Annotated in this window: 19 protein-coding genes and 2 tRNA genes; 10 read left to right on the plus strand and 11 right to left on the minus strand. The window is 64.2% G+C overall.

The window, feature by feature from the left end:
- Nucleotides 1-7 precede the first annotated feature (7 nt).
- The gene (locus IY145_RS25565; protein ID WP_246721748.1) at nucleotides 8-508 is read right to left on the minus strand and encodes an Ada metal-binding domain-containing protein; all 501 of its coding nucleotides are present in this window, start codon (nucleotides 506-508) and stop codon (nucleotides 8-10) included.
- Nucleotides 509-707: 199 nt separating this feature from the next.
- Here IY145_RS25565 and IY145_RS03185 point away from each other — a divergent pair, with 199 nt between their 5' ends.
- Nucleotides 708-2,126 carry an aminotransferase class V-fold PLP-dependent enzyme gene (locus IY145_RS03185; RefSeq protein ID WP_196406883.1) on the plus strand — a complete coding sequence of 473 codons (1,419 nt, stop codon included), beginning with the start codon at nucleotides 708-710 and terminating at the stop codon, nucleotides 2,124-2,126.
- A 325-nt stretch (nucleotides 2,127-2,451) separates the two neighbouring features.
- Here IY145_RS03185 and IY145_RS03190 read toward each other — a convergent pair.
- Nucleotides 2,452-2,527 (minus strand) — tRNA-Thr (locus tag IY145_RS03190).
- 251 nt (nucleotides 2,528-2,778) lie between these two features.
- On the opposite strand from IY145_RS03190, the gene IY145_RS03195 reads away from it, so the two are divergent.
- The 3 genes from IY145_RS03195 to IY145_RS26305 all read left to right on the plus strand — a co-directional run bounded on the left by IY145_RS03195 (nucleotide 2,779) and on the right by IY145_RS26305 (nucleotide 5,435).
- A complete protein-coding gene (locus tag IY145_RS03195) occupies nucleotides 2,779-3,735 on the plus strand; it encodes a UDP-glucuronic acid decarboxylase family protein (RefSeq protein WP_196406884.1) in 957 nt (318 codons plus the stop codon).
- Between the two features lie 90 nt (nucleotides 3,736-3,825).
- Complete coding sequence (locus tag IY145_RS03200; protein WP_196406885.1) at nucleotides 3,826-4,908, plus strand: helix-turn-helix transcriptional regulator; 1,083 nt, start codon at nucleotides 3,826-3,828, stop codon at nucleotides 4,906-4,908.
- A 203-nt stretch (nucleotides 4,909-5,111) separates the two neighbouring features.
- Nucleotides 5,112-5,435, plus strand: coding sequence for a transposase (locus tag IY145_RS26305; RefSeq protein ID WP_196406886.1), 324 nt, complete (start codon nucleotides 5,112-5,114; stop codon nucleotides 5,433-5,435).
- A gap of 9 nt (nucleotides 5,436-5,444) precedes the next feature.
- On the opposite strand, the gene accC is transcribed toward IY145_RS26305, so the two are convergent.
- The 6 genes from accC to lptG form a co-directional block, all read right to left on the minus strand.
- Complete coding sequence (gene accC / locus IY145_RS03210) at nucleotides 5,445-6,803, minus strand: acetyl-CoA carboxylase biotin carboxylase subunit (protein WP_196406887.1); 1,359 nt, start codon at nucleotides 6,801-6,803, stop codon at nucleotides 5,445-5,447.
- Nucleotides 6,804-6,814: 11 nt separating this feature from the next.
- Entirely contained in the window at nucleotides 6,815-7,354 is a 540-nt protein-coding gene (gene accB / locus IY145_RS03215; RefSeq protein ID WP_196406888.1) for an acetyl-CoA carboxylase biotin carboxyl carrier protein, read from the minus strand.
- 6 nt (nucleotides 7,355-7,360) lie between these two features.
- Entirely contained in the window at nucleotides 7,361-7,804 is a 444-nt protein-coding gene (aroQ, locus tag IY145_RS03220; protein WP_196406889.1) for a type II 3-dehydroquinate dehydratase, read from the minus strand.
- An 83-nt stretch (nucleotides 7,805-7,887) separates the two neighbouring features.
- On the minus strand, nucleotides 7,888-8,670 hold the full coding sequence (locus tag IY145_RS03225) for a DsbA family protein (RefSeq protein ID WP_196406890.1): 783 nt from the start codon (nucleotides 8,668-8,670) through the stop codon (nucleotides 7,888-7,890).
- Nucleotides 8,671-8,716: 46 nt separating this feature from the next.
- Nucleotides 8,717-11,341: an LPS-assembly protein LptD gene (locus IY145_RS03230; RefSeq protein ID WP_196406891.1), complete on the minus strand. Its 2,625-nt coding sequence runs from the start codon at nucleotides 11,339-11,341 to the stop codon at nucleotides 8,717-8,719.
- Complete coding sequence (gene lptG / locus IY145_RS03235) at nucleotides 11,341-12,426, minus strand: LPS export ABC transporter permease LptG (RefSeq protein WP_196406892.1); 1,086 nt, start codon at nucleotides 12,424-12,426, stop codon at nucleotides 11,341-11,343. Before lptG ends, IY145_RS03230 begins: the two co-directional genes overlap by 1 nt.
- An 840-nt stretch (nucleotides 12,427-13,266) precedes the next feature.
- Between lptG and IY145_RS26130 the strand changes: the two genes are divergently transcribed.
- Nucleotides 13,267-13,515 (plus strand): transposase family protein, encoded by a 249-nt coding sequence (locus IY145_RS26130; protein ID WP_196406893.1) that lies wholly within the window; start codon nucleotides 13,267-13,269, stop codon nucleotides 13,513-13,515.
- Between the two features lie 300 nt (nucleotides 13,516-13,815).
- Here the strand turns inward: IY145_RS26130 and IY145_RS03245 are convergent.
- Both IY145_RS03245 and IY145_RS03250 read right to left on the minus strand, forming a co-directional pair.
- A tRNA-Glu gene (locus IY145_RS03245) sits at nucleotides 13,816-13,891 on the minus strand.
- A gap of 119 nt (nucleotides 13,892-14,010) precedes the next feature.
- A complete protein-coding gene (locus tag IY145_RS03250; protein ID WP_196406894.1) occupies nucleotides 14,011-15,570 on the minus strand; it encodes a leucyl aminopeptidase in 1,560 nt (519 codons plus the stop codon).
- A 616-nt stretch (nucleotides 15,571-16,186) separates the two neighbouring features.
- On the opposite strand from IY145_RS03250, the gene IY145_RS03255 reads away from it, so the two are divergent.
- Genes IY145_RS03255 through IY145_RS03270 form a run of 4 tightly spaced genes read left to right on the plus strand, consistent with a single transcriptional unit; the run spans nucleotide 16,187 to nucleotide 21,276 of the window.
- Nucleotides 16,187-18,454, plus strand: a complete 2,268-nt coding sequence (locus IY145_RS03255) for a TonB-dependent receptor (protein ID WP_196406895.1) — start codon at nucleotides 16,187-16,189, stop codon at nucleotides 18,452-18,454.
- A 23-nt stretch (nucleotides 18,455-18,477) separates the two neighbouring features.
- Nucleotides 18,478-19,488: an ABC transporter substrate-binding protein gene (locus tag IY145_RS03260; protein ID WP_196406896.1), complete on the plus strand. Its 1,011-nt coding sequence runs from the start codon at nucleotides 18,478-18,480 to the stop codon at nucleotides 19,486-19,488.
- Nucleotides 19,457-20,491: a FecCD family ABC transporter permease gene (locus tag IY145_RS03265; protein ID WP_196406897.1), complete on the plus strand. Its 1,035-nt coding sequence runs from the start codon at nucleotides 19,457-19,459 to the stop codon at nucleotides 20,489-20,491. The genes IY145_RS03260 and IY145_RS03265 overlap by 32 nt, the downstream gene beginning before the upstream one ends.
- Entirely contained in the window at nucleotides 20,482-21,276 is a 795-nt protein-coding gene (locus IY145_RS03270; protein ID WP_196406898.1) for an ABC transporter ATP-binding protein, read from the plus strand. The genes IY145_RS03265 and IY145_RS03270 overlap by 10 nt, the downstream gene beginning before the upstream one ends.
- On the opposite strand, the gene IY145_RS03275 is transcribed toward IY145_RS03270, so the two are convergent.
- Nucleotides 21,201-22,208 (minus strand): LLM class flavin-dependent oxidoreductase, encoded by a 1,008-nt coding sequence (locus IY145_RS03275; RefSeq protein ID WP_196410388.1) that lies wholly within the window; start codon nucleotides 22,206-22,208, stop codon nucleotides 21,201-21,203. The genes IY145_RS03270 and IY145_RS03275 overlap by 76 nt on opposite strands.
- A gap of 457 nt (nucleotides 22,209-22,665) precedes the next feature.
- Here IY145_RS03275 and IY145_RS03280 point away from each other — a divergent pair, with 457 nt between their 5' ends.
- Nucleotides 22,666-23,910, plus strand: a complete 1,245-nt coding sequence (locus IY145_RS03280; protein ID WP_196406899.1) for an MFS transporter — start codon at nucleotides 22,666-22,668, stop codon at nucleotides 23,908-23,910.
- The last annotated feature ends 67 nt before the right edge of the window (nucleotides 23,911-23,977 follow it).

The following is a 23,977-nucleotide window of genomic DNA, read 5'->3' on the forward strand; positions in this document are numbered from 1 at the left end:
AGTTCGGTCATTCCGTCCTCCACGGCATATCCAATGCCGCCCGATAGACACCCGGTGCGGCAGGACCGGCCGAAAATTGCCCGTCATCCTGAAACCGCGCTCGAAGGCGGTCGGCGACATTCTTCAGCCCGACCCCCATGCCAGCGGGCTTTGGCCCGACCGTTTCCATCGGCATGTCGTTCTCGACGATCACGCGCAGCCGGTCGGTTTCACGACGGGCGGAAAGCGAAATACTGACCTTGCCGGCCATCGCGCCAACGCCATGCTTGATTGCATTTTCAATCAGGGGCTGGAGGATCAGACTGTGCACGCGATAGCCCGCCGCCTGCGCTTCTGGAACATCCGCGAAGAAACGGAGATTTTCCGGTTTCGCGGCGCGCGATGGGCATGATGGGCGGCAGAATATTCGCGTGGTTTCGACGCCATAGAGGAACCGGCCCTCATAGGCCCTGTCGCGCGTCGCCACGGCCCGAAGCATCTCTTCAGCATGGAGAGCTGGTCGATCCATTTTCATTTTTGTCCGAACTGTCCTCGCCGCGAACATACCTCGAAGGATGAGGATCGCCGCTCCGCTTCCTGCCGCCAAATCCGTCCGGCCGCCCAAACGAGACGACGACCGCGATTTGACCGCAAGTTCCGGAGTGCGCATTCCGGTCGGGCGTCTAAGCTCGAGGGCGAACCGATACGCCCACGAGAGACCGAAACGAATGAGTAAAGCTCTGGACCGCGCCTACCGCGCTGCGACCGCATGGATCGATGGCCTCGACGAGCGGCCGGTGGCGGCGCGCGCGACGCGCGACGACCTCACCGCGATCTTCGACGGACGGCTGCCGGAGTTCGGAACCAGATCGGAAGAGGTCGTCGAATGGTTGACGCGCCAAGCCGGCGACGGAATGCTCGGCAGCGCCGGCGGTCGCTTTTTCGCCTGGGTCATCGGAGGCGGCGTGGAGTCCGCGCTGGCCGCAGATTGGATGGTCGCGACATGGGATCAGAATGCGGCGCTCTACGCCTGCAGCCCGGCCGCCTCGGTCATCGAGGACACAGCCGGCGCATGGATCAAGGAATTGCTGGATCTGCCGCGCGAATCGTCCTTCAGCTTCACGACCGGCTGTCAGCTCGCGCATACGACCTGCCTCGCCGCCGCCCGCCACGCGCTGCTGAAGCGCGCCGAATGGGACGTGGAGCAGGACGGACTCTTCGGCGCGCCTCGTTTGACCATTCTGGCGAGTGAGGAAAGACATGGCTCGATCGATCGCGCGGCGCGCTTTCTCGGCTTCGGCCGCCGGGCGATCCAGCCGCTCGCGACCGACGATTCGGGAAGGATCGCGCCGACGGCGTTGGAACAGGCGATATCGCGCTCGGGCGGTCCGGCGATCCTCGTCTTGAATGCGGCCGACCTCAACATCGGCGCCTGCGATCGATTCGCCGAGCTCATTCCAATGGCGCATTCGGCCGGGCTCTGGGTCCATATCGACGGAGCCTTCGGGCTATTTGCACGCGCGAGCCGCGCGCATCGCCATCGCTTATCGGGCGTGGAGCTGGCCGATAGCTGGGCGACCGACGGCCACAAATGGCTCAACGTCCCTTTCGACTGCGGGATCGCGATCGTCAGAGATCGCGCGGCCCATCGCGCCGCGATGACGACCAGCGCCGCCTATATCGCGGCGCAATCGGACGCGCGCGATCAGATCGACTGGAATCCCGAATGGTCACGGCGCGCACGCGGCGTCCCCGTCTATGCGGCGCTGAAGGAATTGGGACGCGAGGGAGTCGAAGCCCTGATCGATCGCTGCTGCGCGCATTATGAGGCGCTGGTGGATGGGCTCGGCGCCCTCGCCGGTGTGGAGGTGCTGTCTCCGGCGAGCTTGAATCAAGGCCTCGTGCGATTTAATCGCATCGCCGACACGCCAGAAGAGAACGACGCCTTCACGGACGAAATCATCGAGAAGATCAACGCCACAGGCGAAGCCTTCTTTTCCGGTACGACATGGCGCGGTCGCCGCGCCATGCGCATCATCGTCGTGAACTGGCGCACGAGCGAGAACGATGTGGACCGCGCAGTTGCAGCCACCTGCGCCGCGCTCGCCCAATCGCACGCGGGCTCCTCTTTGCACATCGAAGGCTAGCGCGCTCGTGTTGGAGGAACCGGGAGCGCGTAGCGCGGGAGCCATCGTGCACGAGTGAGATTCTGGCGCTGACGGAACGGGAAAGCGCCTCGCCTTCGAGCATGAGGAGCGCCGACTTGAGACGGATTGCTCCTGCATTCCGTCGACCGTTTGCCCACGCCATGGTGCTTCGCCTGGAAAAAGGAGAGACGCCTGATGGAGGCCCGCTCGGCAGATCATCCACCACCCCGGAAGGCCCGATCCTCGCCGGCTTCTAAACGGCTTCTAAAAATAAATCTCGTTGGCTGCTCGACCCTTCCAAAGCCTCGCAAGATATTGATTTTATTGGTGCCGGTTGCAGGATTCGAACCCGCGACCTACTGATTACAAATCAGTTGCTCTACCAGCTGAGCTAAACCGGCGCCTCGTCCGAACGACTTGGCGTTTCGACGTCGGCACCCTCTATACGCTCCCGCGCTCCTCTGGAAAAGAGCGTGCGCGAAACGCATCCGCTCCACCTCTCCGCGCGGCCGCAAAAACCCTACGCAGGCGAGCTGTCGCAACGAGAGCCGCGGCGTTGCGCCCAATGGGACGAGATGCTATTTGAAATAGCAACGCAGCGGAATCGAAATGCGAGAACACGCTGTTTTTTAAGATCACCTAGGGCGCTCGCATGGAAAACCGCAGGATTCTGGTCACGGGCGGCGCGGGTTTTCTCGGTTCGCATCTGTGCGAGCGATTGATCGCGGCGGGACACGAGGTTCTCTGCGTCGATAATTTCTTCACCGGCCAGCGCAAGAATATCCACCATCTGCTCGACCATGAGAATTTCGAGCTGCTACGCCATGACGTCACCCATCCGCTGTTCGTCGAAGTCGACGAGATTTATAATCTCGCCTGCCCCGCCTCACCGATCCATTATCAGTTCGATCCGGTGCAGACGACCAAGACCAGCGTGATCGGCGCGATCAACATGCTCGGCCTCGCCAAGCGGGTGAAGGCCAAAGTGTTCCAGGCGTCGACATCCGAAGTCTACGGCGATCCTTCCGTGCATCCGCAACCGGAATCCTATTGGGGCAACGTCAATCCCCTCGGACCCCGCGCCTGCTATGACGAAGGGAAGCGCTGCGCCGAGACCTTGTTCTTCGACTATCACCGGCAGCATAGGCTGAAGATCAAAGTCGTGCGCATCTTCAATACTTATGGACCGCGCATGCACGCCCGCGACGGTCGCGTCGTCTCTAATTTCATCGTGCAGGCGCTGAGGGGCGAGCCGATCACCATCTATGGCGAAGGCCAGCAGACACGGTCTTTCTGCTATGTCGACGATCTCATCGGCGGCTTCACCGCGCTGATGGATTCGCCCGACGACGTCGTCGGGCCCATCAACATCGGCAATCCCCAGGAGTTCACCATTCGGCAACTCGCCGAGCAGGTGATCGATCTCACCGGCTCCACGTCGAAGCTCGTCTTCGAGCCGCTTCCGGCGGACGATCCCAAGCAGCGTCGGCCGGATATTTCCGCCGCGGAGCGCCTGCTCGGCTGGGGGCCCACAATTCAATTGCGCGAGGGGTTGCTGCGCACCATCGCTTATTTCGACGAGCAGCTGGGCCGCGCCCGCGAAGCGTAGCGACGGAATCGCGCGCGGCCGAGGCTCTCGTTCGAAGCCGAGCGGCGGAAGTATTGCTTCCGCCGTTTTCGATCGTCGCGGACGTCGCCCATGTCGAAATTCGAAGCCCTGGCCGACCGCATCTACGAGGCCGCCGTCGTTCCGGAGTTCTGGCCGGAGGTTCTCGACGCGATCTCCACGCTCAGCGGCTCCGTCGGCGGCATTTTATTCGCGACCAATGCGCAATTTTCGGGTTGGACGGCGTCGCCGCGCATGGCGCCCATGTTCGCCGAATTCGTCGAACGAGGATGGGCGGCGCGCAATCCGCGTCCGGCGCGCGGACGCGCCTTCAACGCCGCGGGTTTCGTCAGCGATCACGAGCTGTTCTCGCCCGAGGAGATGGACGCCGATCCGACCTATGCCTATTTGCGGAGCCAGGGCCTCGGCTGGTGCGCTGGCAAGATCGCCATCCCGCCCACGGGCGACACGCTCATCTTCAGCTGGGAGAAGCGCTTCGCCGATGGTCCCTTCGATCGCGCCATGCTCGATTCTCTGGATGCGATCGGCGGCCATCTCGCCCGCGCTGCGCTCATCGCCGCACGACTCGGCCTCGAGCGGGCGCGCGCCGCCGCCGAGACCATGCGCGCCCTAGGCCTGCCGGCGGCCGTGCTGTCGCGGTCGCACCGGCTGCTGCTCGCCAATGATCTGTTCGCGCGCTTCGTCCCGTCGCTGGTGCAGGATCGGCGCGAACGCGCCATCATCACCGATATGCGCGTCGATGCGCTGTTCGCGCAGGCGCTCGCCCGGCTGCGCATCGTCGGCGCGCCGGCGGGCCTGCAATCCCTGCCGGTTCCCGCTCGAGAGGGGAACCGGCCGCTGGTCCTGCATCTCGCGCCGATCCGCGGCGCGGCTCAGGATGTGTTCGCGGCCGGCGACATATTGCTGATCGTCACCGAATTGACGATCGGCGCGACTCCCGACGCCGCTCTGCTCCAGGGCCTGTTCGATCTCACCCCCGCCGAAGCGCGTGTCGCGCGCGCCATCGCCGCGGGCCGGCCAGCCTCCGAGATCGCCGGCGCGCACGGCGTCTCGGCGGAGACCGTTCGGACCCAGCTCAGAGCTGTTTTCGCAAAGACGGGCGTCTCGCGCCAGGTCGACCTCGTCCGGCTGCTGTCGGGCGCGACGCTGCCCTGAGCCGCCCCTTCTTCCCTGCCATCTCCTCCATTTGGGGGATACGCCCCGAACGCGCCCGATATAGGGAAGGGCGCGGCGTTCTCGGCGCGAGTCGAGGATTTTCGGGGGGAACGCATGTCCAGTCTAGACGATCACATTGGGAGAGCTCCGGCGGCGGCGAGCGACGCCGCGCCCGGCCGTCGGCGCAGCCGATAGAGACCAAGGTGATCGACGATCGACTAGACGACGACGAATGGGCGCTCTGCGCGCGCTTCGTCATCGAAACGGGGGCAAAGCGCGGACGACCGCCGCGCGACCATCGCCGCGTCATTGATGGCGTGCTCTGGATCGCGCTGACGGGAGCCGCCTGGAGAGACCTGCCTCCAGAATTCGGCAATTGGAGCTCGGTCTACCGGCAGTTTCTGCGGTGGTCCGAGAGCGGCCTATGGCGCGTTCTGCTCGCGGAGGCGACATGCGCGGAGAGGGCGGATTTGCAGGCCGCGCTCACCGCCGTCTGCGCCCTGCCCGGCCGCCGCACGCCGCGCTGAGCACGCCGATCAGAAGCTCGGATCTATGCCGCCCGTCGCCAGAAAATGCTCGAGCCAGTGGATGTCGTAGACCCCGTTCTGAACGTCTGCGTTGCGCACCAGCGTGCGGAACAATGGCAGCGTCGTGTCGACGCCGTCGATGATGAACTCGTCCAGCGAGCGCCGCAGACGCATCAGCGCCTCGGTGCGGTTGCGGCCGTGGACGATGAGCTTGCCGATCAGCGAATCGTAATTGGGCGGGATCGTATAGCCCTGATAGGCCGAGGAATCGACGCGCACGCCGACGCCGCCCGGCGGATGATAATAGGCGATGCGTCCGGGCGAGGGCCGAAAGCTCGACGGATGCTCGGCGTTCACGCGACATTCGATCGCATGGCCCCAGAACCAGATATCCTCCTGCCGCAGCGACAGAGGCGAGCCGGCTGCGACGCGAATCTGCTCGCTGACGAGATCGACGCCGGTCACCGCCTCCGTCACCGGATGCTCGACCTGGATGCGCGTGTTCATCTCGATGAAGTAGAAGGAGCCGTTCTCATAGAGAAACTCGATCGTGCCGGCGCCGGCGTATTGAATTTCGCGCATCGCCTTGGCGCAGACTTCGCCGATCTCGCCGCGCTGCTCGTCATTGAGGGCGGGCGAAGGGCTCTCCTCCCACACTTTCTGATGGCGACGCTGCAGCGAGCAGTCGCGCTCGCCGAGATGTATCGCCTCCCCCTTGCCGTCGCCGAACACCTGGATTTCGATATGCCGCGGCTTGTCGAGATATTTCTCGAGATAGACGGTGTCATCGCCGAAAGCGGCCTTCGCCTCGGCGCGCGCGGTGCCGAGGGCGGAGTGCAGCTCGGCCTCGCTGCGGGCGACCTTCATGCCGCGGCCGCCGCCGCCGGAGGCCGCCTTCACCAGCACGGGATAGCCGATTTTCGCGGCCACCTCGGCGCCCTCTTTGTCGTCGGTGATCGGCCCGTCGGAGCCCGGCACGCAGGGGATGCCGAGGCGACGCGCCGTGGCCTTGGCCTCGATCTTGTCGCCCATCAGGCGAATGTGCTCGGCCTTCGGCCCGATGAAGGTGAGCCCGTGCTCGGAGACGATCTCGGCGAACCGGGCGTTCTCGGAGAGGAAGCCATAGCCCGGATGCACGGCGTCGGCGCCGGTGATCTCGCAGGCCGACAGCAGCGCCGGAATGTTGAGATAGGATTCGCGCGCCGCCGGCGGCCCGATGCAAACCGATTCGTCGGCGAGCTTCACATGCATGGCGTCGGCGTCGGCCGTCGAATGCACGGCCACCGTGGCGATGCCGAGTTCCTTGGCTGCGCGTAGAATACGAAGCGCGATTTCGCCGCGATTGGCGATGAGAATCTTGTCGAACATGCGCGCCCGCCCTATTCGATCACGAGGAGCGGTTCGCCATATTCGACCGGCTGTCCGTCTTCGACCAATATCGCCGTCACCACGCCGCCCTTGGGCGCGACAATGTCGTTGAAGGTCTTCATCGCCTCGATGAGCAGCAGCTTGTCGCCGGCGGTGACGCGCGCGCCGACTTCGACGAAGGGCTTGGCGTCCGGGCTCGGCCGCAGATAGGCGGTGCCGACCATGGGCGATTTCAGCGCGTCGGCGTGCTCGGCCGGCGCGGCGGCGGGCCCCGGCGTAGCGCCCCGAGCGGCGGGCGCCTGCGGCGGAGCGACGGGCGCCGGCGCATAGGCCGGCAGAGCGATCGTCGCATGGGTCGGCGCGGCGGCCGGCGTGCGAGCGGCGCGAATGCGCAGATCGCCCTTCTGGACCTCGATCTCGGTCAGATCGCTGTCGCCGAGCAGGCGCGCGATCTCACGCAGCAGCTCGGTGTCGACGCCGGCGGCTCCGGCGGCGGCTTTGGGTTTCGCGGCGGGGGTGGAAGGGCGACGAGTTTGTACTTTGCGCGCCATGATTGCTCAGGTCTTTCTTTCTTCTCGATCGAACAAAGCGTCCAGCGCCAGAACATAAGATTGGGCTCCGAAACCGGCGATGACGCCGCGAGCCACGGGCGCGATGAAGGAGTGCCGCCGAAAACTCTCCCGCGCATGCACATTGGAGAGATGCACTTCGACGACCGTCGCTCCCGAGCCCTTGATGGCGTCGTGGAGCGCGATCGACGTATGGGTGAAGGCCCCAGCGTTGAGAATCACCGGCGCGCCCGCCCTGCCCGCCTCCTGGATCCAGTCCACGAGGTCGCCCTCATGGTTGGACTGCCGGAATATGAGCCCGAGCCCGCGGGCGGCGCAGATCTCGGCCAGCCGCGCCTCGATATCGTCGAGGGTCGCGCGACCGTAAATGTCGGGCTCGCGCGTCCCGAGCAGATTGAGATTTGGGCCGTTGATGACGTGGACGGCGGGCATGAGGATCCTGGACGAAGGGCGCGCGCCGCGCCGGCGGGGCCCCTTCTAGCCTCATTGCCGCCGCGAAGGAAGCCCCGCCTCCGTCAGCAGACCGTCTTGCCGCATTTGCGCGCATTGTCGATCTTGGCTTTGAGCGGCTGATAGCCGACCGCGCCCACGATGACCTCCTTGCCCAGCACCCAGGAGGGCGTGCCGCTCAGATTGAGGCTGTCGGCGAGCTCCATGACCTCTTTGATCGAGGCCTTGACCTCGGGGCTCTTGGCGTCCTTCTCGAGCTTGGCGGTGTCGGCCCCCAGCTCCTTGGCGACGGCGATCGCCTGGGCCTTGCCGACCGAGCCGCGCGTATTGAGCAGCTTGCGGTGGAATTCGTAGAATTTCTCCGGCTTGAACTGCAGACGCAGGGCGGTCGCGATCTCGGCCGCCTCGACCGAGCCGGCGCCGAGCACGGGGAAATCCTTCAGCACGACGCGCAGCTTCGAGTCGCCGTCGATGAGCTTGGCGACATCGTCCAGCGCGCGTTTGCAATAGCCGCAATTATAGTCGAAAAACTCGACCAGAGTGACGTCGCCCGACGGATTGCCGATCACCGCCTGATTGGGCGAATTGAACAGCCGGTCGGCGCTCTGAGTCACGGCCTTCTGCCGGGAATCGGCCTCGGCGACCTTCTGGCGGCGATCGAGCTCGTCGATCGCGTCGCGAATCACTTCCGGATTGGCGATCAGATAGTCGTGGACGATCTTCTCGATCTCGGCTTTTTGCGGGACGGCGGTCTGCGCGCGCAGCGGCGCGACGACGGCGAGGCCGACGACCGCGGCGACAGTGGCGCGGGCCAGAGCGCTTCCGTCAAAAAATTGGGCGAGCCGCATGGGGATCTCCTCGAAGGGTTCGGAACGTCGCGGCGACGTTCGCTCGTCAGGGCAGTGTGCGCACGCCGTCGTTGAGTTGGAGCGAGCCGAGCCCATAGTTGAACTTGGCGTCGCCCAGCGTGCGCAATTGCAACGACACCATGATCGTCTGGTTCCGCGAGAGCCCGGTCGAGGTGTTCCCTTGGAAGACCGACGAATAATTGATCGAAAAAGTGGTGCACTCGTCCTTGTAGCCGCCCCCGAGGCCCAGCGCGGCGACCGAGAACAAAGGTGCCGATCCCGTGATGGTGCTGCCGGTCAGCGTGATATTGCTCGCCGGAGATATGGTCAAGGAATTATAGAGATAGCGGCTCATGTCGAAGGTGGCGGAGCCGGTGAGGAAATAATTCTTGGTGATATCGTAGCGGCCGTTCACGGACATGCCCTGGCGGCGCTGGTCGAAGCCGATGACCGGCTGCGACGCGTAATTGGCGTATTGCAGATTGACCGTGAGCGGATCGAGCTTGAACGAGGCGACGACGTCGATGCGGCGTCCGCGCAATCCGTCCGGATCGAAACGCCCCTTGCCGACGATGCTGAAGAAGGACGAGGGCGCGACGGCGAGACGGCCGACCCAGTCCGAGGTGCGCGTGTCGAGGCCGGAGGAGAGGCCCACATTTGCCGCGTCGGCGGTGGAATAGCCGTTCTTGCCGGCCAGTTGCCGCGATTGGCCGACGAGCGCGTTGACGAAGCCGCCATTGGCGAAGGTCAGCGTGCCCTGGCCGCCATAATTGACGCGCGTGCCGGTCTCGAAACGATCGTAGCCGGAATATTTGCTCCATTCGAACAGATTCGAATCGTCGAAGACGAGGCTCTGCGCGTCCATATTGACGAGCGAGGGGATCGACGACTGGTTCGGCCGCGCCACCACCTGGGCGATCGGCTCGACGACGAGATCGCCGAGATTGCTGCGGGCGAGGATGGGATAGCGCCATTCGACGCCGCCGCCCGGCGTCGCCTGCCCGCGAAACACGCTGTCCGCGCCATTGACGAACAGCGACTGCGCGGAATTGGGGATCGGCTGACCCATGCTGTTGTAGGCGGCGTAGGAATTGTTCGTGTCATAGTCGAGATAGGAGCCCGTCACGCGCGTGAAGGCGAAGGGCGTCCAGGCGCCGCCGATGGGATCGATGATCCGGCGCCGCCAGGAGGCCATCGCCGTCGCATGCTGATAGTCGCCGCCGATGCCGCGCAGCAGACAGCCGCTCTTGTAAGGGTCGACCGACGGCGAGTAGAGCTGGCAGACATTGTAGAGGCCATAGAGCGAATCGAGCGTGCGCGGCTGGATCGACTCGTAATTGGCGATGCTCGCCGAGGTGCTGGTGAAATTGGCGTCCAGCGTGATCTCGCCGCCTATGCCGAAGGTCTTGGCGGGATCGACGTCGAAAGCGCGATTATAGTCGAGCAGAGGATGCACGACCGGCTGCTGCGCCTGCACGTCATTGGCCGACAGGCCTTGGAAGTAGTAGCCGCGCAGATCGAAATAGCTCCGCGGTCCCTGCCCGGTCAAATAGACGGTCGAGGACGCTTCGCGGAAGAAGTAGTTCTGCAGAAAGCTGTTATATTGCTTATAGTCCTGCAGGAAATAGCGATCGCTGAGCGCGGTGATGTCCCAGCCGAAGCGCCAATAGTCGTTGATCGCGAACTCGCCATTCGAATAAACCGAGCCGCGCCAACGCTCGTTGCGCGCGCCATAGGGCGCGATGGTGAAGGCGCTGGGGTCGCTGACATGCGTGCCCTCGGCGCGGATGATATAGGAGCCGTTCTCCAGCCGGTGGCGGAATTCCGCCGAGAGGAAAGGCCCCTGCCGGGTGAAGCCCGTCGGCGTGACAGTGAGGTCGTAATCGGGCGCGAGCGCCCAGTAATAGGGCACGCCGATGCCGAGGCCGAGCTGCTGGCGATAGGTCAGCTGCGGATTGAGGAAGCCCGATTTGCGCTTCACCGAAGGGTCGGCCGACCAGAAATAGGGGACATAGGCGATCGGCGTCCCGAACAGCTCGAGCGAGGCGTCCTCGTAATAGATCACCTTCTCGTCATTGTCGTGGATGATGCGCTTGGCGTGGACCATCCACAGCCGCGGCTTGCTCGGATCGTCCTGGCAAGCGTCGCAGGCCGTATAGGAGCCCTGCTCGAAGGTCATGACCTCGCCCGTGCGCTCCGCGTGGGGCGAGGTGAAATGGGTGCTTTCGGCGCTCTCGACCTGCAGGCTGTCGATGAAGCCGTTCTTGAAGTCGTCGGTGAAGTCGAAGCGATCGGCGTAGGCGACCGTTCCGTCCTTCTCGGTCAGCTTGGCGTGGCCTTCCGCGAAGACGCGCTGCGTATTGCGGTCATAGACGACGCGATCCGCCTCCAGCACCCGGCCCTTGTAATAGATCTGCACCGCGCCCCGCGCGGTGACGATGTTGCGGCGCTCGTCATAGGCGAGCTCCTTGGCCTCCACCACCATGCGCTGCGCGCTCTCGGGCGGCGGAACGGCGAGCGGCTGCGCGCGTGCGGCAACGGGCGCCGCGGCGATGAGCGCCGCCAGAACGGGGAAGAGCCTAGAGACGATACGCGAACGCGCGGGCGCGGAGCGAGCGAGCTCCGCCTCCAGCTTAGTTTCGCGAGAGCGGCGACGACGGCGAAGGCCCATCAGCCGTCCTCCGAATGCAAAAGAGCGAGCGCACCCAACATGCTTCCGACAAGAGCAGGAGACCAAGCAGCGACCAGCGGGCTGATGACGCCTGCGCCACCCAGATCGGAAAAGATTTTCGTGCCGATATAAAGCACGAAGCCCGATACGACGCCACCCGAAATGGTCCGTGCGATTCCGCCAAATCGAAAGAATCTTAATGAAAAGGAAGCGGCGACGAGAACCATGGCGACGAGCAGTAGCGGCCGCGCCAGAAGTGTCTGAAACTGCAGCGTGTAGCCGGTGGCGTCGAGGCCCGCGTCGCGCGTGCTGTCGCCGAGCCGCGGCAGATCCCAGAAGGGCGCCCCCTGCGGCGGTGTCGCCGCCGAGGCGAGCTGCTCGGGCGTCAGATCGGTCGCCAGCAGATAGGAGCCGACCGCACGCGATTCTTCGCCCGGCGCGCTGACGCGGGCGTCCTCGAGCACGAAGACCCCGGCGAGCAGCCTGGCGCGCGCCGCCTCGACGCGCTCGAGGAAGACGCCGTCCTTCTGATAGACATTGACGCTGATCCCGTCGAGCGCGAGGCCCCCCGCCCGCACATTGACCGCATGCATGATCGCCTGGCCGTCGACGCCGTTGAGACGGAACCATTTGCCATGGTCGACGCGCACGCTGCCTTCGACGCCGAAGAGATCGAGCTCCATCTGATCCGAGCGCATCTTCATATTCGCCGAGACCGGATTATAGAGCGTGACCGAGACGACCCCGATCGTCCCCGCGACCAGCGCCGGCGGCAGCAGGAACTGCCAGACCGACATGCCGGAGGCGCGCGCCACGACGAGCTCGAGCTTGCGGGTCAGATCGACGAAAGTCGCCATGGAGCCGAACAGCACTGCGAAGGGGAGAATCATCTCCGCCGTCGCCGGCACGCGCAGGACCGTCATCAGCGCCACCGTGCCGGCGCCGGCCTGCGGAATGTCGCCGGCGCGCCGCAGCAGCTCCACGAAATAGACGACGAACATGAGGCAGAACATGGTGACGAAGATCGCCATGATCGTCTTGGCGAATCGCGCCGCCAGATAGCGCGTGATCGTGGCTCCGATCATGCGGACCTCGCGCGGCGGGGCGACGGCGGCATATGTCGCGCGGAATCGATCGCCATCGCCTGTCGCCGCCCCTCCCCCATGCGCCGCGCTCCCCGGTCCGGCGCGCCCCATATTCCGAGCCGCTTCGCTAGACGCTCCGCCGCCGCGGCGCAAGCCGAGGCCGGCGCCGAGGTCCGTCGCGCCCGATAGAAGCTGCCTCGCGCTCGAGGCTTTTCCTGGGCGAAGCGCCTCGCCGGCGCTCTGTCGGCCGAACGCCGCCGGGGCGAGCGCTCACCTTGCGCCCCAAGTCCGACGACCGCTCCGCCCTGCGTTGCGAAGACATCACGCCGCCGGGCGCCGTCTCCCGTCGGCCGGGCATTCGTGGCCAGCCGAAGCTAGAGCGAGACAAAAATATAGCAACATCATAATGTTGATCGCCGAGCGCGTGCGGCCCTCGGGTTCGGTCCCACTGGGGCGGAGCCGGCTATTTTCCTCGGCCGCTGGGCCGAGGGCGCCGGGTCGGCGACCCGCCTCCTTCTCATTCCCAGGTTTCTTGCGCCGTACCGATTGCGTCGGGAGTTGTGGTTGGCCGCCCTCTCGCTCCGCCCCGTCTGCTCGGCCTACGCCCTCCCGACACCGCAACAAAATCGCGAAAGCCCCGCGTTCGGCAAACCCCGGCAGGATTCCACCTTATTTTCGCGGAGCGCTGTCCAAATAGGCGAGGCCGGCTCTTCCTAATCCCTCATGCCAGCTCTCGCTGGCCTCCTCAGTAGGCAGGGGAATCGCAGATGAGTATAAGGGCATTGCGCGGGAGGTAGAGAAGGATTCATTCAGGAGGCTTCTCGATTCGGGGAGGCTCCCGTGCAGGCTCTCATCTCGATTTTCCGCCAAGTTCACGATCCTCGCGACATCAACGCCCGGCACGATTGCGCGTCTATGCTGTTCGTCGCCCTGATGGCGACGCTGTGCGGGGCCAAGAATTGCGTCGATATCGCCGATTTCGCCGCCGCCAATGAACACGATCTCGCCGAGATCATCGATCTGCCGCATGGTCCCGACCCCGCCAAGCCGCTCGCACGACGCAACACTAAAACAGATTATGGAACATAGAGCCTAAGCGTGACGAAGCCGATAAAGTCGATACCAGATTGTCAAGGGGCTGACGTCTACGCGAAGCGATTTCCCCAAAAAATCTTCCGACATGGTTAAGAGGGGGCTCCAAAGGCCCCCTACTCTAGCCGCCATCGCCAAGCCCATCGAGTGCCGTGAACCTAAACCTTACATCGACTTTTAGGCTCGAATCGGAGGGCCGGATTTTCGTCATTCCGTCGGGATTTATTCGGCATTCAGGCCGATTTTTCGGTCTGCCGAAATCTCGTAACTAATTGAAAAATAATAGTTTTTAAACCGTGGCGCTCCCTACCGGACTCGAACCGGTGTTTTCGCCGTGAGAGGGCGACGTCCTGGGCCACTAGACGAAGGGAGCGGACGAGGGGGTCTATAGACTGCTCCGGTCGGTCGAGCAAGAGGTTATCCGACAGAGGTTATCCGCCGCGCCATCGGCGACTTGCCGCCCTGCCGACGGTCGGCGGGGCGGCGCGCTTGTCAGCCTTCGTAATAATCCTTCACCAGACGGTCGAGCAGCCGCACGCCCCAGCCAGAAGCCCAGCTCTGGTTGATGTCCGAGCTCGGCGAGCCCATGCCGGTCCCGGCTATGTCGAGATGCGCCCAGGGCGTCTTGTCGACGAATCGCTCCAAAAATTGCGCCGCCGTGATCGAGCCGGCGTGGCGGCCGCCCGTGTTCTTCATATCGGCGAATTTCGAATCGATGAGCTTGTCATAGGCTGGGCCCATCGGCAGGCGCCAGAGCTTCTCGCCCGTCGCCTTGCCGGCCTCGAGGATGCGACCCGCCAGCTCGTCATTGTTGGAGAAGAGGCCCGCATGCTCCTGCCCCAGCGCCACCAGAATAGCGCCCGTCAGCGTCGCGAGATCGATGATGAAGGCCGGCTTGTATTTGTCCTTCACATGCCAGAGCGCGTCGGCGAGCACGAGCCGGCCTTCCGCGTCGGTATTGATGATCTCGATCGTCTGGCCCGACAGCGAGGTGACGATGTCGCCCGGCCTCTGCGCCTCTCCCGAGGGCATGTTCTCGACGAGGCCGAGCACGCCGATGACATTGGCCTTGGCCTTGCGCGTCGCGAGCGCATGGAGAAGGCCAGTCACCGCCGCGGCGCCGGCCATATCGCCCTTCATATCCTCCATGCTGGCCGCCGGCTTGATGGAAATGCCGCCGGTGTCGAAGCAGACGCCCTTGCCCACGAAGGCGACGGGCTGCGCGCCGGGGGCGCCGCCGTTCCAGCGTAGAATCACCACGCGGCTCGGACGGGCCGAGCCCTGGCCGACGCCGAGAAGCGCCCGGAAACCAAGGGCCTGCAGCGCAGGCACGTCGAGAATCTCCACTTCCACGCCGAGATCGGCGAGCTTGGCGGCGCGGCGGGCGAACTCCTCCGGATAGAGGACATTGGCGGGCTCGTTGACGAGATCGCGGGCGATGACGACGCCCTCCGCGAGGCCCAGCGATTGCGCGATCGCGCCGCGGGCGGCTTCGGGATCGGCGATGGCCACAGCGGCCTCGCTCGCGCCCTCGCGCTCGGAATCGTCTTTCTTCTTCTTGGTGCGATAGAGGTCGAACTTATAGGCGCGCAGCTCCGCTCCGAGCGCGAATTGGCCTGCCGCGGCGGAAAGATCGGCCGGGGCCTCGGGCGGATCGAAGACGACCAGCGCAGCCTGGCCCTGACCGAGCTTGGCCGCCGCATGGCCGCCGAGGCCGAGGAAATCGTCGAACGTCTCGACCTTGTCGGCGGCTTCGCCCTCCGAGGCGGCGCCGACGCCGAGAACGAGCAGGCGGCCGACCGCAGGCAGCCCCTGAGGGGCGTAGAGATCGAGCGACGTTCCGCGCTTGCCTGTGAATTTCGCCGCGGCGGCGGCGCGCGTCAGTTGGGGAAGCGTCTCTTTCAGGATCGTTTCTGATTCCGAGCCGAAGCGGAGCTTGGCGCCGGCGAGAACGATCAGGACGAGAGGTCTGCCGCCCTCCTCCGGAGCCGCCGACAAGCGCCGCTCCGCCTCGCCGAAAGACAATGCTTCGATTTTCACATAGGCGGACATTTCTGAACCTCTCACAGGGAAAACAGGCGCTTACCGCGATTACGCGGAGACGTTGACGCACTATCGTCCCGACGCCGCCGAGGGTCAACGTTGGTCGTCGACGGGACGCAGGTCGGTTGGAATTTCCTGCGATCGATTTCGCAGAACTCGGCGTGATTTCGAAAATTTGACGGCTCGAGCAAAGCGATAGCGTCCAGCGCGCCAAGCGCTCGAAGTCGTGCGTCTAAATCTGCTCGTCGAGCATGCCGATATAGAGCGTCCTCCCTGCGCAGACGCTCCGTCCGCGAGCGACAGAAATCCAACAATACATTCATAGCTCGAGCATTTTATTGTGCTTTGTTTGGACGGATCGATAATAACCTCGAGCGCAACCGCGCCGATCGACGTCTCTCCGCGACGTTCGTCCGCCCATTCGGCACATTGACGTCTTTGCGATCGATATGACGAGAATTGAGGCATGATGTTGGAAAATAGGCATTTTTTTAATCGCGGGCAAACGCGAACTCGGCCATAGACAGATGCCGACCGTGTCTATATAGCGCTACTATATGACGAATATGCTCCGACACGGAATGGGGGACTGCAAATGAAACGAAATCTGAAGCCATTTCGTGTCATGGAAAGCTATGTATATGGCGTATCCATCCTAGCTCTTCTCTGCATCGCCTCCCCTGCCCTGGGCCTCGAAGAGCTGCCGACAATCGACGTCGGCGGCGAAAGCGCTCCACGGATCGCCGGGGCGAAAGCCTCCCACGATCCGTTTCGATCCGCGCATCCCGGCGATGCGCTGAGCGATCCGGCGACCGACAATGCGCCGACTCCCAAGAGCTCGGTGACGCGGGCAGGCATACAGATTCTCGGCGGCCCGGCGCAGGCGAGCTCCTATAAGGCGCTCGATATGCTGCCGAGCGTCATCGAGGATTCCGCCGACCCCTATGGTCTCTCCTTCAACCGCAGCATCACCGTGCGCGGCGTGTCGGATTTTTTTCTGGCGCGAACCATCAACGGCCTGCCGATCCAGGGCATCGTCGGCGGCGCCGATCTGTTCGATCTCGACGACATCGGCCGCGTCGATCTCTACCGCGGAAGCATTCCCGCCAATCAGGGACTCGGTTTCGCCAACGCTGCGGGCGTGCTCGATCTCAACCTTCTTCCGCCCAAGGAAAAATTGAGCGGGACGATCTCCCAGGGCGCAGGATCGAACGGCTTTCACCGCACCTTCGCCCGCATCGACTCCGGCCGTCTGCCGACCGGAACCTCCTTCTTCGTCTCCGGCTCGATTTCCGACGCCGAGAAATGGAAGGGCGACGGCGACGCGCGGCGCAAGAATGTCGCCTTCGGCCTCACGCAATCGCTCGGCGACCAGCTCGAGGTCGCTGTCTATGGCGTTCACAACGATCAGAAGGCGAACACCTATCTGCCTCTGACTTTCGTGCAGACGCAAAACCTCGGCGCAACGGCCTTCTTCGACTACAATACGAGCTTCACCGGAAAATCCGGCGTCGACGCGAGCTATTACGCATTCAATCGCACGCGCTATGTCACCAATGCGATCTTCGCGGAGATCGCCTATCATATCGATCCTACGCAATCGATCGTGCTGAAGCCCTATTACTGGCGCAACACGGGCTATCAGGAGACGACCTCCGGCGCGAGCGTCCGCCTGTGGCCGGTCAGCAATTACAATCTCGGCGGGACGATCGAATATCGCAAGCATCTGCCCTGGGACGCCGATTTCGCGCTCGGCTTCTGGGGCCAGTCGGCGGAGCCCGAGCCGCCGCCGCTGCATCAGAAGCTCTATACGGTCACGCCGCTCGGCACGCTGAATTTCGCCAGCTGGTCCACTCTCGCGACGAGCGACACACACAAATTCGTGAGCCCTTACACGCAATATACGCAGACCTTCGGAGCGACGACCGTCTCCGGCGGCTTGCGCCTGCACATAGAGAGCACGCCGCATCTGCAATATTTCAACCGAACCAGGCTGCCGGACGTCACCTACGACGATGTGTGGGGCTTCCATCCGGCGCCGGATGCGAACGCCGGCGCGCCGGAGGTGACCTATTACGAATGGCTGCCCAATCTCGGCCTGCGTCATCGCCTCTCCGAGGAATGGAGCGCCAGCGCGAGCTATTCGCGCAAAGTCGGTCGCCCGGATTGGGGACCGCAGGCGAGCTCCTTCCTCGGCGCGGAAGCCGCCTTTCTGGCCAAGGGAATCACGCTCGCGACGCTCATGGGGCGGATTCGTCCCGAGACCGTCGACGCCGTCGATGTCGGCCTGCGGTATCAGAGCGGCGATGTGACGATCGCGCCAACCTTCTTCGGCTTCTGGACGCATAAGAAGGAAGTGCTCGTCTATGATCCCGCCGTCGGGCAGAGCTATTATCAGAGCAACGCCGCGACCGTCGGCCGCGGTTTCGAGCTCGAGACGAATTGGAAAGCGAATGAATGGCTGACGCTCACCGGCAGCGCGACGATCGCCGCCGAGACCTATGTGGCGGATATCGTCGCCGGCTCGTCCTCCATGATGCAGATCGGCGGCAAGCAGACACCCTATACGCCGCGCTATCAGGCCAAGCTCGCGGCGAGCTATCACCGCGACGACTTCGAGATCACACCCGTTTTCCGCTTCAACAGCACACGCTATGGCCTCGCCGACAATACGCAGGCGGTGAGCCCCTTCGCCATCGTCGACGTCACCGCCTCTTACGAATTCGGCACGAAGCTCGGCCTCGCGCCGATGACCGTCTCGGCTGGCGTCACCAATCTCTTCGATCATCGCTATATCAGCTCGATCTCCGTCAATGAGACGAATCTCAGCAGCACCTCCTATTATGTCGGCGCGCCGCGAACGATCTTTGCCGGCGTCACGGCGTCATTCTGAGGGCGATGCGTCGAGGAGCGCTCATGGCGTCGCATATCACGCGCATCATCTGCTTCGCTGCGGCGCTGCTGGCCTCGGCTGTCGCGGGCGAATGCCGGACGATCGTCGACATGGAGGGGCGGAGCGTGACGCTGCCCGAGAAAATCTCGCGCATCGTCACGGTCGGCCCCGTTCCGGTTCTCAACGGCTTTCTCTTCGCCTTCGGCCGGCAGCAGGCGATCGCCAATGGGCTGCCGCGCGAGCTGACGCGGAAATTCCAATTCGTCTTCGCGCCCGATCTCGCGACGCGCCCGATCGTGCAGAGCTCGGCGAGCGGTCTCGCGGTGGAGGACATTGTCGCGCTACGTCCCGATCTCGTGCTGACGATGGACCGCGCCATGACCGACAAGCTCGCCAGTCTCGGTCTGCCGGCCGTGCTGCTGAAATGGAGGGAGCCTGACGATATCAAAAAGCTGATGGGGCTGCTCGGCGACATTCTCGACCAGCGAAACATCGCCGCGGAATACATCCGCTATTTCGACGCCACGCTCGCGCGGATCGCGTCGACGCTCGGCGCCGTCGCGGAGTCGAAGCGCCCTCGCGTGCTCTATGTGAATTATAGACGCCTCACGCAGCCGCACCGAATCGCCGAATGGTGGATTCCGCGCGGCGGCGGCCGCAGCCTGACCGACGACGGCCGCAATGAGGAGAGCGTCACCTTCTCACTGGAGCAATTGATCGCCTGGGATCCGCAGGTGTTGATTGTCGCGGATCGCGGCGAGCTCGATCTGGTGATGGCCGAGCCGCGGCTGCGCGACGTCGCGGCCGTGCGAAGCAAACGCGCGCATGTCGCGCCGGCGGGCGCGCATCTTTGGGCGAATCGAACGATCGAGCAGCCGCTCACCGTTCTCTGGGCGGCCTCGATTCTCCATCCCGAGAAATTTGCGCGCGAGATGCTCGAGAGCGAGATGCAATCCTTCTACGATCGTTTCTTTCACATCTCTCTCTCGAAAGAGCAGCTCGATGAAATATTGGCGGGCTCCCCCGGCCGCTGACGTCGAAGGACGCGGGCTGCTGCTCGCGCTCGTCGCAGCGCTCTGCGCGCTGATCGTGGCGTCGCTCGCGATCGGCCGCTATCCGTTGTCGCTGGCGACGATCGTCGACACGCTTCTCGGTCGCGGCGACGGCTCGCCGAACCGCGCGACGGCCGAGACCATTCTGCTGCTCGTTCGCCTTCCGCGCGTCGCGACGGCGGTGATGGTCGGCGCCGGACTTTCACTGGCCGGAGCCGCCTATCAGACGGTGTTTCGCAATCCCATGGCCTCGCCCTCTCTGCTCGGCGTCTCCGCGGGAGCCGGATTCGGCGCATCGCTCGCGCTGCTCTTCCATCTTCCCACCGTCGCCGTCGAGGCCGCCGCCTTCATCGGCGGGCTCGCCGCGGTCGCCGCCTCCTTCCTCGCCGCGAGCAGCGTCAAAGGCAATTCGCTCGTCACGCTCATTCTCTGCGGCATGGTGATGTCGGCCTTGTTTCAGGCGATGATCTCTCTCGTCAAATATGTCGCCGATCCGGTCGACACGCTCGCGACCATCACCTTCTGGCTGATGGGAAGCCTCGCCAAAGCCAATGTGGTCGACGCAGCCACGATCTCGGCCCCCGTCGTTCTCGGCGGGGCGACGCTGTTCGCGCTGAGATGGCGCATAAGCCTGCTCGCGCTCGGCGAGCATGAAGCGGCGGCGCTCGGGGCCGATGTCGCGCGGCTCAGGACCATCGTCATCCTTTGTGCGACGGCGATGACCGCGGCGACAGTCTGCGTCGCGGGGATCGTCGGATGGGTCGGGCTGCTCGTTCCGCACATTGCGCGAATGCTGTTCGGCATGGAGCCCGGCCGCGCGATGATCGCGACGGCGATCCTGGGCGCACTTTTCGTGCTCGGCGTCGACGATGTGGCGCGCTCGGCGTCGGTGATCGAAATTCCGCTCGGCGTCATGACGGCGGTGATCGGCGCGCCATTCTTCCTTTTCCTGGTGATACGGACGCGCAACGAGCAATGGTCCTGACCGCAGCCATAGAGATCGCCGATCTCTCCTTCCGTCGCGCCGCCGGGCGCGAGCTCGTCCTCGATTCGATCTCGCTCACGGCCCATGCCGGCGAATTGCTCGTTCTGCTCGGCCCCAATGGCGCCGGCAAGAGCACGCTGGTTCATTGCCTGCTCGGACTTACGACGCCGGAACAAGGTCATGTCCGCGCGCTGGGCGACGAGCTGCGTGGGCTAGGCCGGCGCGAAATCGCCAAACGCATCGCCTATGTGCCGCAGGCGGGGCACAGCGCCTTCGCCTTCACCGTGCAGCAAATCGTGCTGATGGGCCGCACGACGCATATCGACGGCGTCGGTTCGCCTTCCGCGCAGGATCATGAGATCGCGCGACGCGCCATGATCGACATGGGCGTCGACCATCTGCGAAAGAAACCCTTCACGCAGATTTCCGGGGGCGAGCAGCAGCTCGCGTTGATCGCGCGCGCCGTCGCGCAGGATACGCCGATCATCGTCATGGACGAGCCGACCTCCAGCCTCGATCTCGGAAATCAAGGCCGCGTGCTGAAGTTGATGAAAAATCTCGCGGCGGCCGGTAAGACCGTCGTCATGACGACGCATCTGCCCGATCAAGCCTTCAATCTCCGAGCGCGCGTCGCGCTGCTTCGCTCCGGACGGCTGGTCGCGGTCGGCGCGGCCGCAGAGGTCTGCGACCGCGACTCGGTGAGCCGACTCTATGGCGCGCCGATGCTGACGCTCGTCGCCGAAGACGCGAAAGGCGTCGTCGCTTTCGCCCCGGACCTCGACTGAAGTCCTGCCTCGACGAGCGGCCGCGCCTCGCGGGCGAGCAGCTCGAGCGATTTCTCCAGCAGCGGGAGCGGCAGAAAGCCGAAAAATGCGCTCAACGCATTGAGGTAAGCAATTCCGAGCTCGTCGTGCAAGGCGAGCATCGCGCGCGCGCAAGTCTGCGGCGAGCCGACGATGACCATGTCGCGATAGAAATTCTCCGGCTCGAGATCCGCCTCCGCGACGACGCCTTTGCGGTTGAACAGGCCGAAGCCGCGCAGACGCGCGGTCAGCTTCTCGATCGTCGGCCACAGCTCCTTACGCGCGCTTTCGTCGGTCTCGCTCACATAGACGAAGCGGCCGAAGGGCGCGCAGGCCGGATCGCCTCCCGCCTCGACATAGGCCTTCATCAGGCGTCGCTGATTGGCCATGCTGGTGATGCCGTGGAAGATGATCGCATGGCCCTCGCGCGCCGCCCAGGCCGCCGTTTCATCTGTGTAGGTTCCCATGAAAATCGGCGGATGCGGACGTTGGAGCGGCTTCGGCTCGACGGAGAGCGCGCTCTCGCCGATCATGATCTTTTCCTCTCCCCAGGCCTTCAGGATCAGCGCCAGATTGTCCCGGAACAAGTCGTTCACCCTGTCCGCGGGAATGCCATAGGCGTCGAGATAACGCCCATTGCCGCCGCGCGAAATCCCGAAGTCGACGCGGCCATTCGACAATACGTCGAGCGTCGCGATCTCTTCGGCCAAGCGTATCGGGTGATGCAAAGCCAGCAGCAGGACCGAGAAGCCGACGCGCAGTCGCCGCGTGCGCGCGAGAACGGCCGCGGCCAGAGCGATGGGAGAATGGCAGCGCCGCCCTTCCACCTCGATGATGCTGCCCTGGAAATGCTCCTCGTTGATCCAGATCGCGTCGAAACCGAGCGCCTCGACCTTTTCGGCGAGCTCGAGCAATTGCGAGGTCGACACCGATTCCAGCCCGCCGCCGCAGCCGGACAGGCCAATGCGGAAGCGCTCATGCGACCGACCATTTTCACTCGAAGACGTCGCGGAAATCGGCGCGCCGTCGGGGACCGGGATCGCCGGTCCGCTCTCCTCATGGATCAATCGACCCTCCAATGCGTTATGTTAGTCTGTTATATATTGCCTCAACTCCATGCTCAAGCACGGTTTTCTGACGCAGCTCGGCGGCAAACGATCGCGGCTGAGAGCGCTATCGCGTTTCGCAAGATGGATGACGAGACCATCGCCTCATGGAGAGCGACGTCGCAGAGGGGGCGCCCGGTTTCGGTCGTAGACGGCCCGCGCTTTGCTTCGTATGAATTGCCCCGCTCGGGCGCCGAATTTTGTCGAGGCCCCTCGTTCCGCGGGCCGCAGCAGCCTACGCGCCCAGTGAGAAAGGTCGATATCCTTGAATCGTTCCGTCGCCGACCGGCCGGACGCCGGCGCTCCCGCATTTCCGGTGCTGGGCGCGATCAGCTTCTGCCACTTCTTGAATGACATGATGCAATCGCTCCTTCCGGCGGTCTATCCGCTGTTGAAAGGCGGATTCGATCTCGACTTCGGGCAGATCGGCTTGCTCACCCTCACCTATCAGATCACCGCCTCACTGCTGCAGCCGCTCGTCGGCCTTTATACCGACCGTCGGCCGCAACCTTATTCGCTGGTCGTGGGCATGTGCTCGACCTTGTTCGGAATGCTGGCGCTGGCCTTTGCGCCGAGCTATGCGGCTCTGCTCGCCGCGGCGATGCTGATGGGAATCGGCTCCTCCATCTTTCATCCCGAATCGTCGCGCATCGCCCGTATCGCGTCGGGCGGCGCGCATGGACTCGCGCAATCGCTCTTTCAGGTCGGCGGCAATTTCGGCGCGTCGCTCGGGCCGCTGCTGGCCGCCTTCTTCATCTTGCCGCGCGGGCAGAGCAGCCTCGCCTGGTTCGCGCTCGTGGCGCTCGGCGGCGTCGGCGTGGTGACGGCGCTCGGACATTGGTTCCGGAACAATGGCCACGCCCGGCCGCGGTCGAGCGTCGCGCCGCACGGGAACATTGGCCTTTCCGCCAAGCAGCGTCGCCGCGCGCTCGCCGTTCTTGTCGCGCTGATGTTCTCGAAATTCGTCTATCTGGCCAGCCTCGGCAATTACTATGTCTTCTATCTGATGAGCCGGTTCGACACGCCGCCGCAGGAGGCGCAGGTCTATTTGTTCGTCTTCCTCGCCACCTCGGCCGGGGGCACGGTCATCGGCGGAGCCGTCGGCGATCGGCTCGGCCGCAAGCGCGTGATCTGGGGCTCGATTCTCGGCGTTCTGCCTTTCACTCTGGCGTTGCCCTATGTCGGCCTACCCGCGACAGTCGGTCTCGGCGCCGTGATCGGCTTCATGCTGTCCTCGGCCTTTCCGGCGATCCTCGTCTATGCGCAGGAGCTGACGCCCAACCGTATCGGCGCAGTCTCCGGCCTGTTCTTCGGCTTCGCATTCGGCATGAGCGGCGTCGGCGCGGCGGCGCTCGGCGAACTAGCAGATTGGACGAGCATAGAATTCGTGTTTCGGGCCTGCTCGGTCCTGCCGCTGATCGGATTGCTCGCCGTCTTCCTTCCCGCTGAGACGCAAAGGACGGCGCATCGCCATAGCGATGGCATGATGGAACATTCGAACAGCAAATAGAAACGGACGGTCACAATGTCCGGCCCCCGCCTCGACCACGCGCAGTCGGCGAAGGCGACGACTCTAT

The organism is Methylosinus sp. H3A (assembly GCF_015709455.1).
GTDB lineage: Bacteria > Pseudomonadota > Alphaproteobacteria > Rhizobiales > Beijerinckiaceae > Methylosinus.

Excerpts from the sequence above, each read along its gene's own strand:
- IY145_RS25565 (WP_246721748.1), bottom strand. The coding sequence starts at position 508 with ATGGATCGACCAGCTCTCCATGCTGAAGAGATGCTTCGGGCCGTGGCG.
- IY145_RS03185 (WP_196406883.1), top strand. The coding sequence starts at position 708 with ATGAGTAAAGCTCTGGACCGCGCCTACCGCGCTGCGACCGCATGGATC.
- IY145_RS03195 (WP_196406884.1), top strand. The coding sequence starts at position 2,779 with ATGGAAAACCGCAGGATTCTGGTCACGGGCGGCGCGGGTTTTCTCGGT.
- IY145_RS03200 (WP_196406885.1), top strand. The coding sequence starts at position 3,826 with ATGTCGAAATTCGAAGCCCTGGCCGACCGCATCTACGAGGCCGCCGTC.
- accC (WP_196406887.1), bottom strand. The coding sequence starts at position 6,803 with ATGTTCGACAAGATTCTCATCGCCAATCGCGGCGAAATCGCGCTTCGT.
- accB (WP_196406888.1), bottom strand. The coding sequence starts at position 7,354 with ATGGCGCGCAAAGTACAAACTCGTCGCCCTTCCACCCCCGCCGCGAAA.
- aroQ (WP_196406889.1), bottom strand. The coding sequence starts at position 7,804 with ATGCCCGCCGTCCACGTCATCAACGGCCCAAATCTCAATCTGCTCGGG.
- IY145_RS03225 (WP_196406890.1), bottom strand. The coding sequence starts at position 8,670 with ATGCGGCTCGCCCAATTTTTTGACGGAAGCGCTCTGGCCCGCGCCACT.
- IY145_RS03230 (WP_196406891.1), bottom strand. The coding sequence starts at position 11,341 with ATGGGCCTTCGCCGTCGTCGCCGCTCTCGCGAAACTAAGCTGGAGGCG.
- lptG (WP_196406892.1), bottom strand. The coding sequence starts at position 12,426 with ATGATCGGAGCCACGATCACGCGCTATCTGGCGGCGCGATTCGCCAAG.
- IY145_RS03250 (WP_196406894.1), bottom strand. The coding sequence starts at position 15,570 with ATGTCCGCCTATGTGAAAATCGAAGCATTGTCTTTCGGCGAGGCGGAG.
- IY145_RS03255 (WP_196406895.1), top strand. The coding sequence starts at position 16,187 with ATGGAAAGCTATGTATATGGCGTATCCATCCTAGCTCTTCTCTGCATC.
- IY145_RS03260 (WP_196406896.1), top strand. The coding sequence starts at position 18,478 with ATGGCGTCGCATATCACGCGCATCATCTGCTTCGCTGCGGCGCTGCTG.
- IY145_RS03265 (WP_196406897.1), top strand. The coding sequence starts at position 19,457 with ATGAAATATTGGCGGGCTCCCCCGGCCGCTGACGTCGAAGGACGCGGG.
- IY145_RS03270 (WP_196406898.1), top strand. The coding sequence starts at position 20,482 with ATGGTCCTGACCGCAGCCATAGAGATCGCCGATCTCTCCTTCCGTCGC.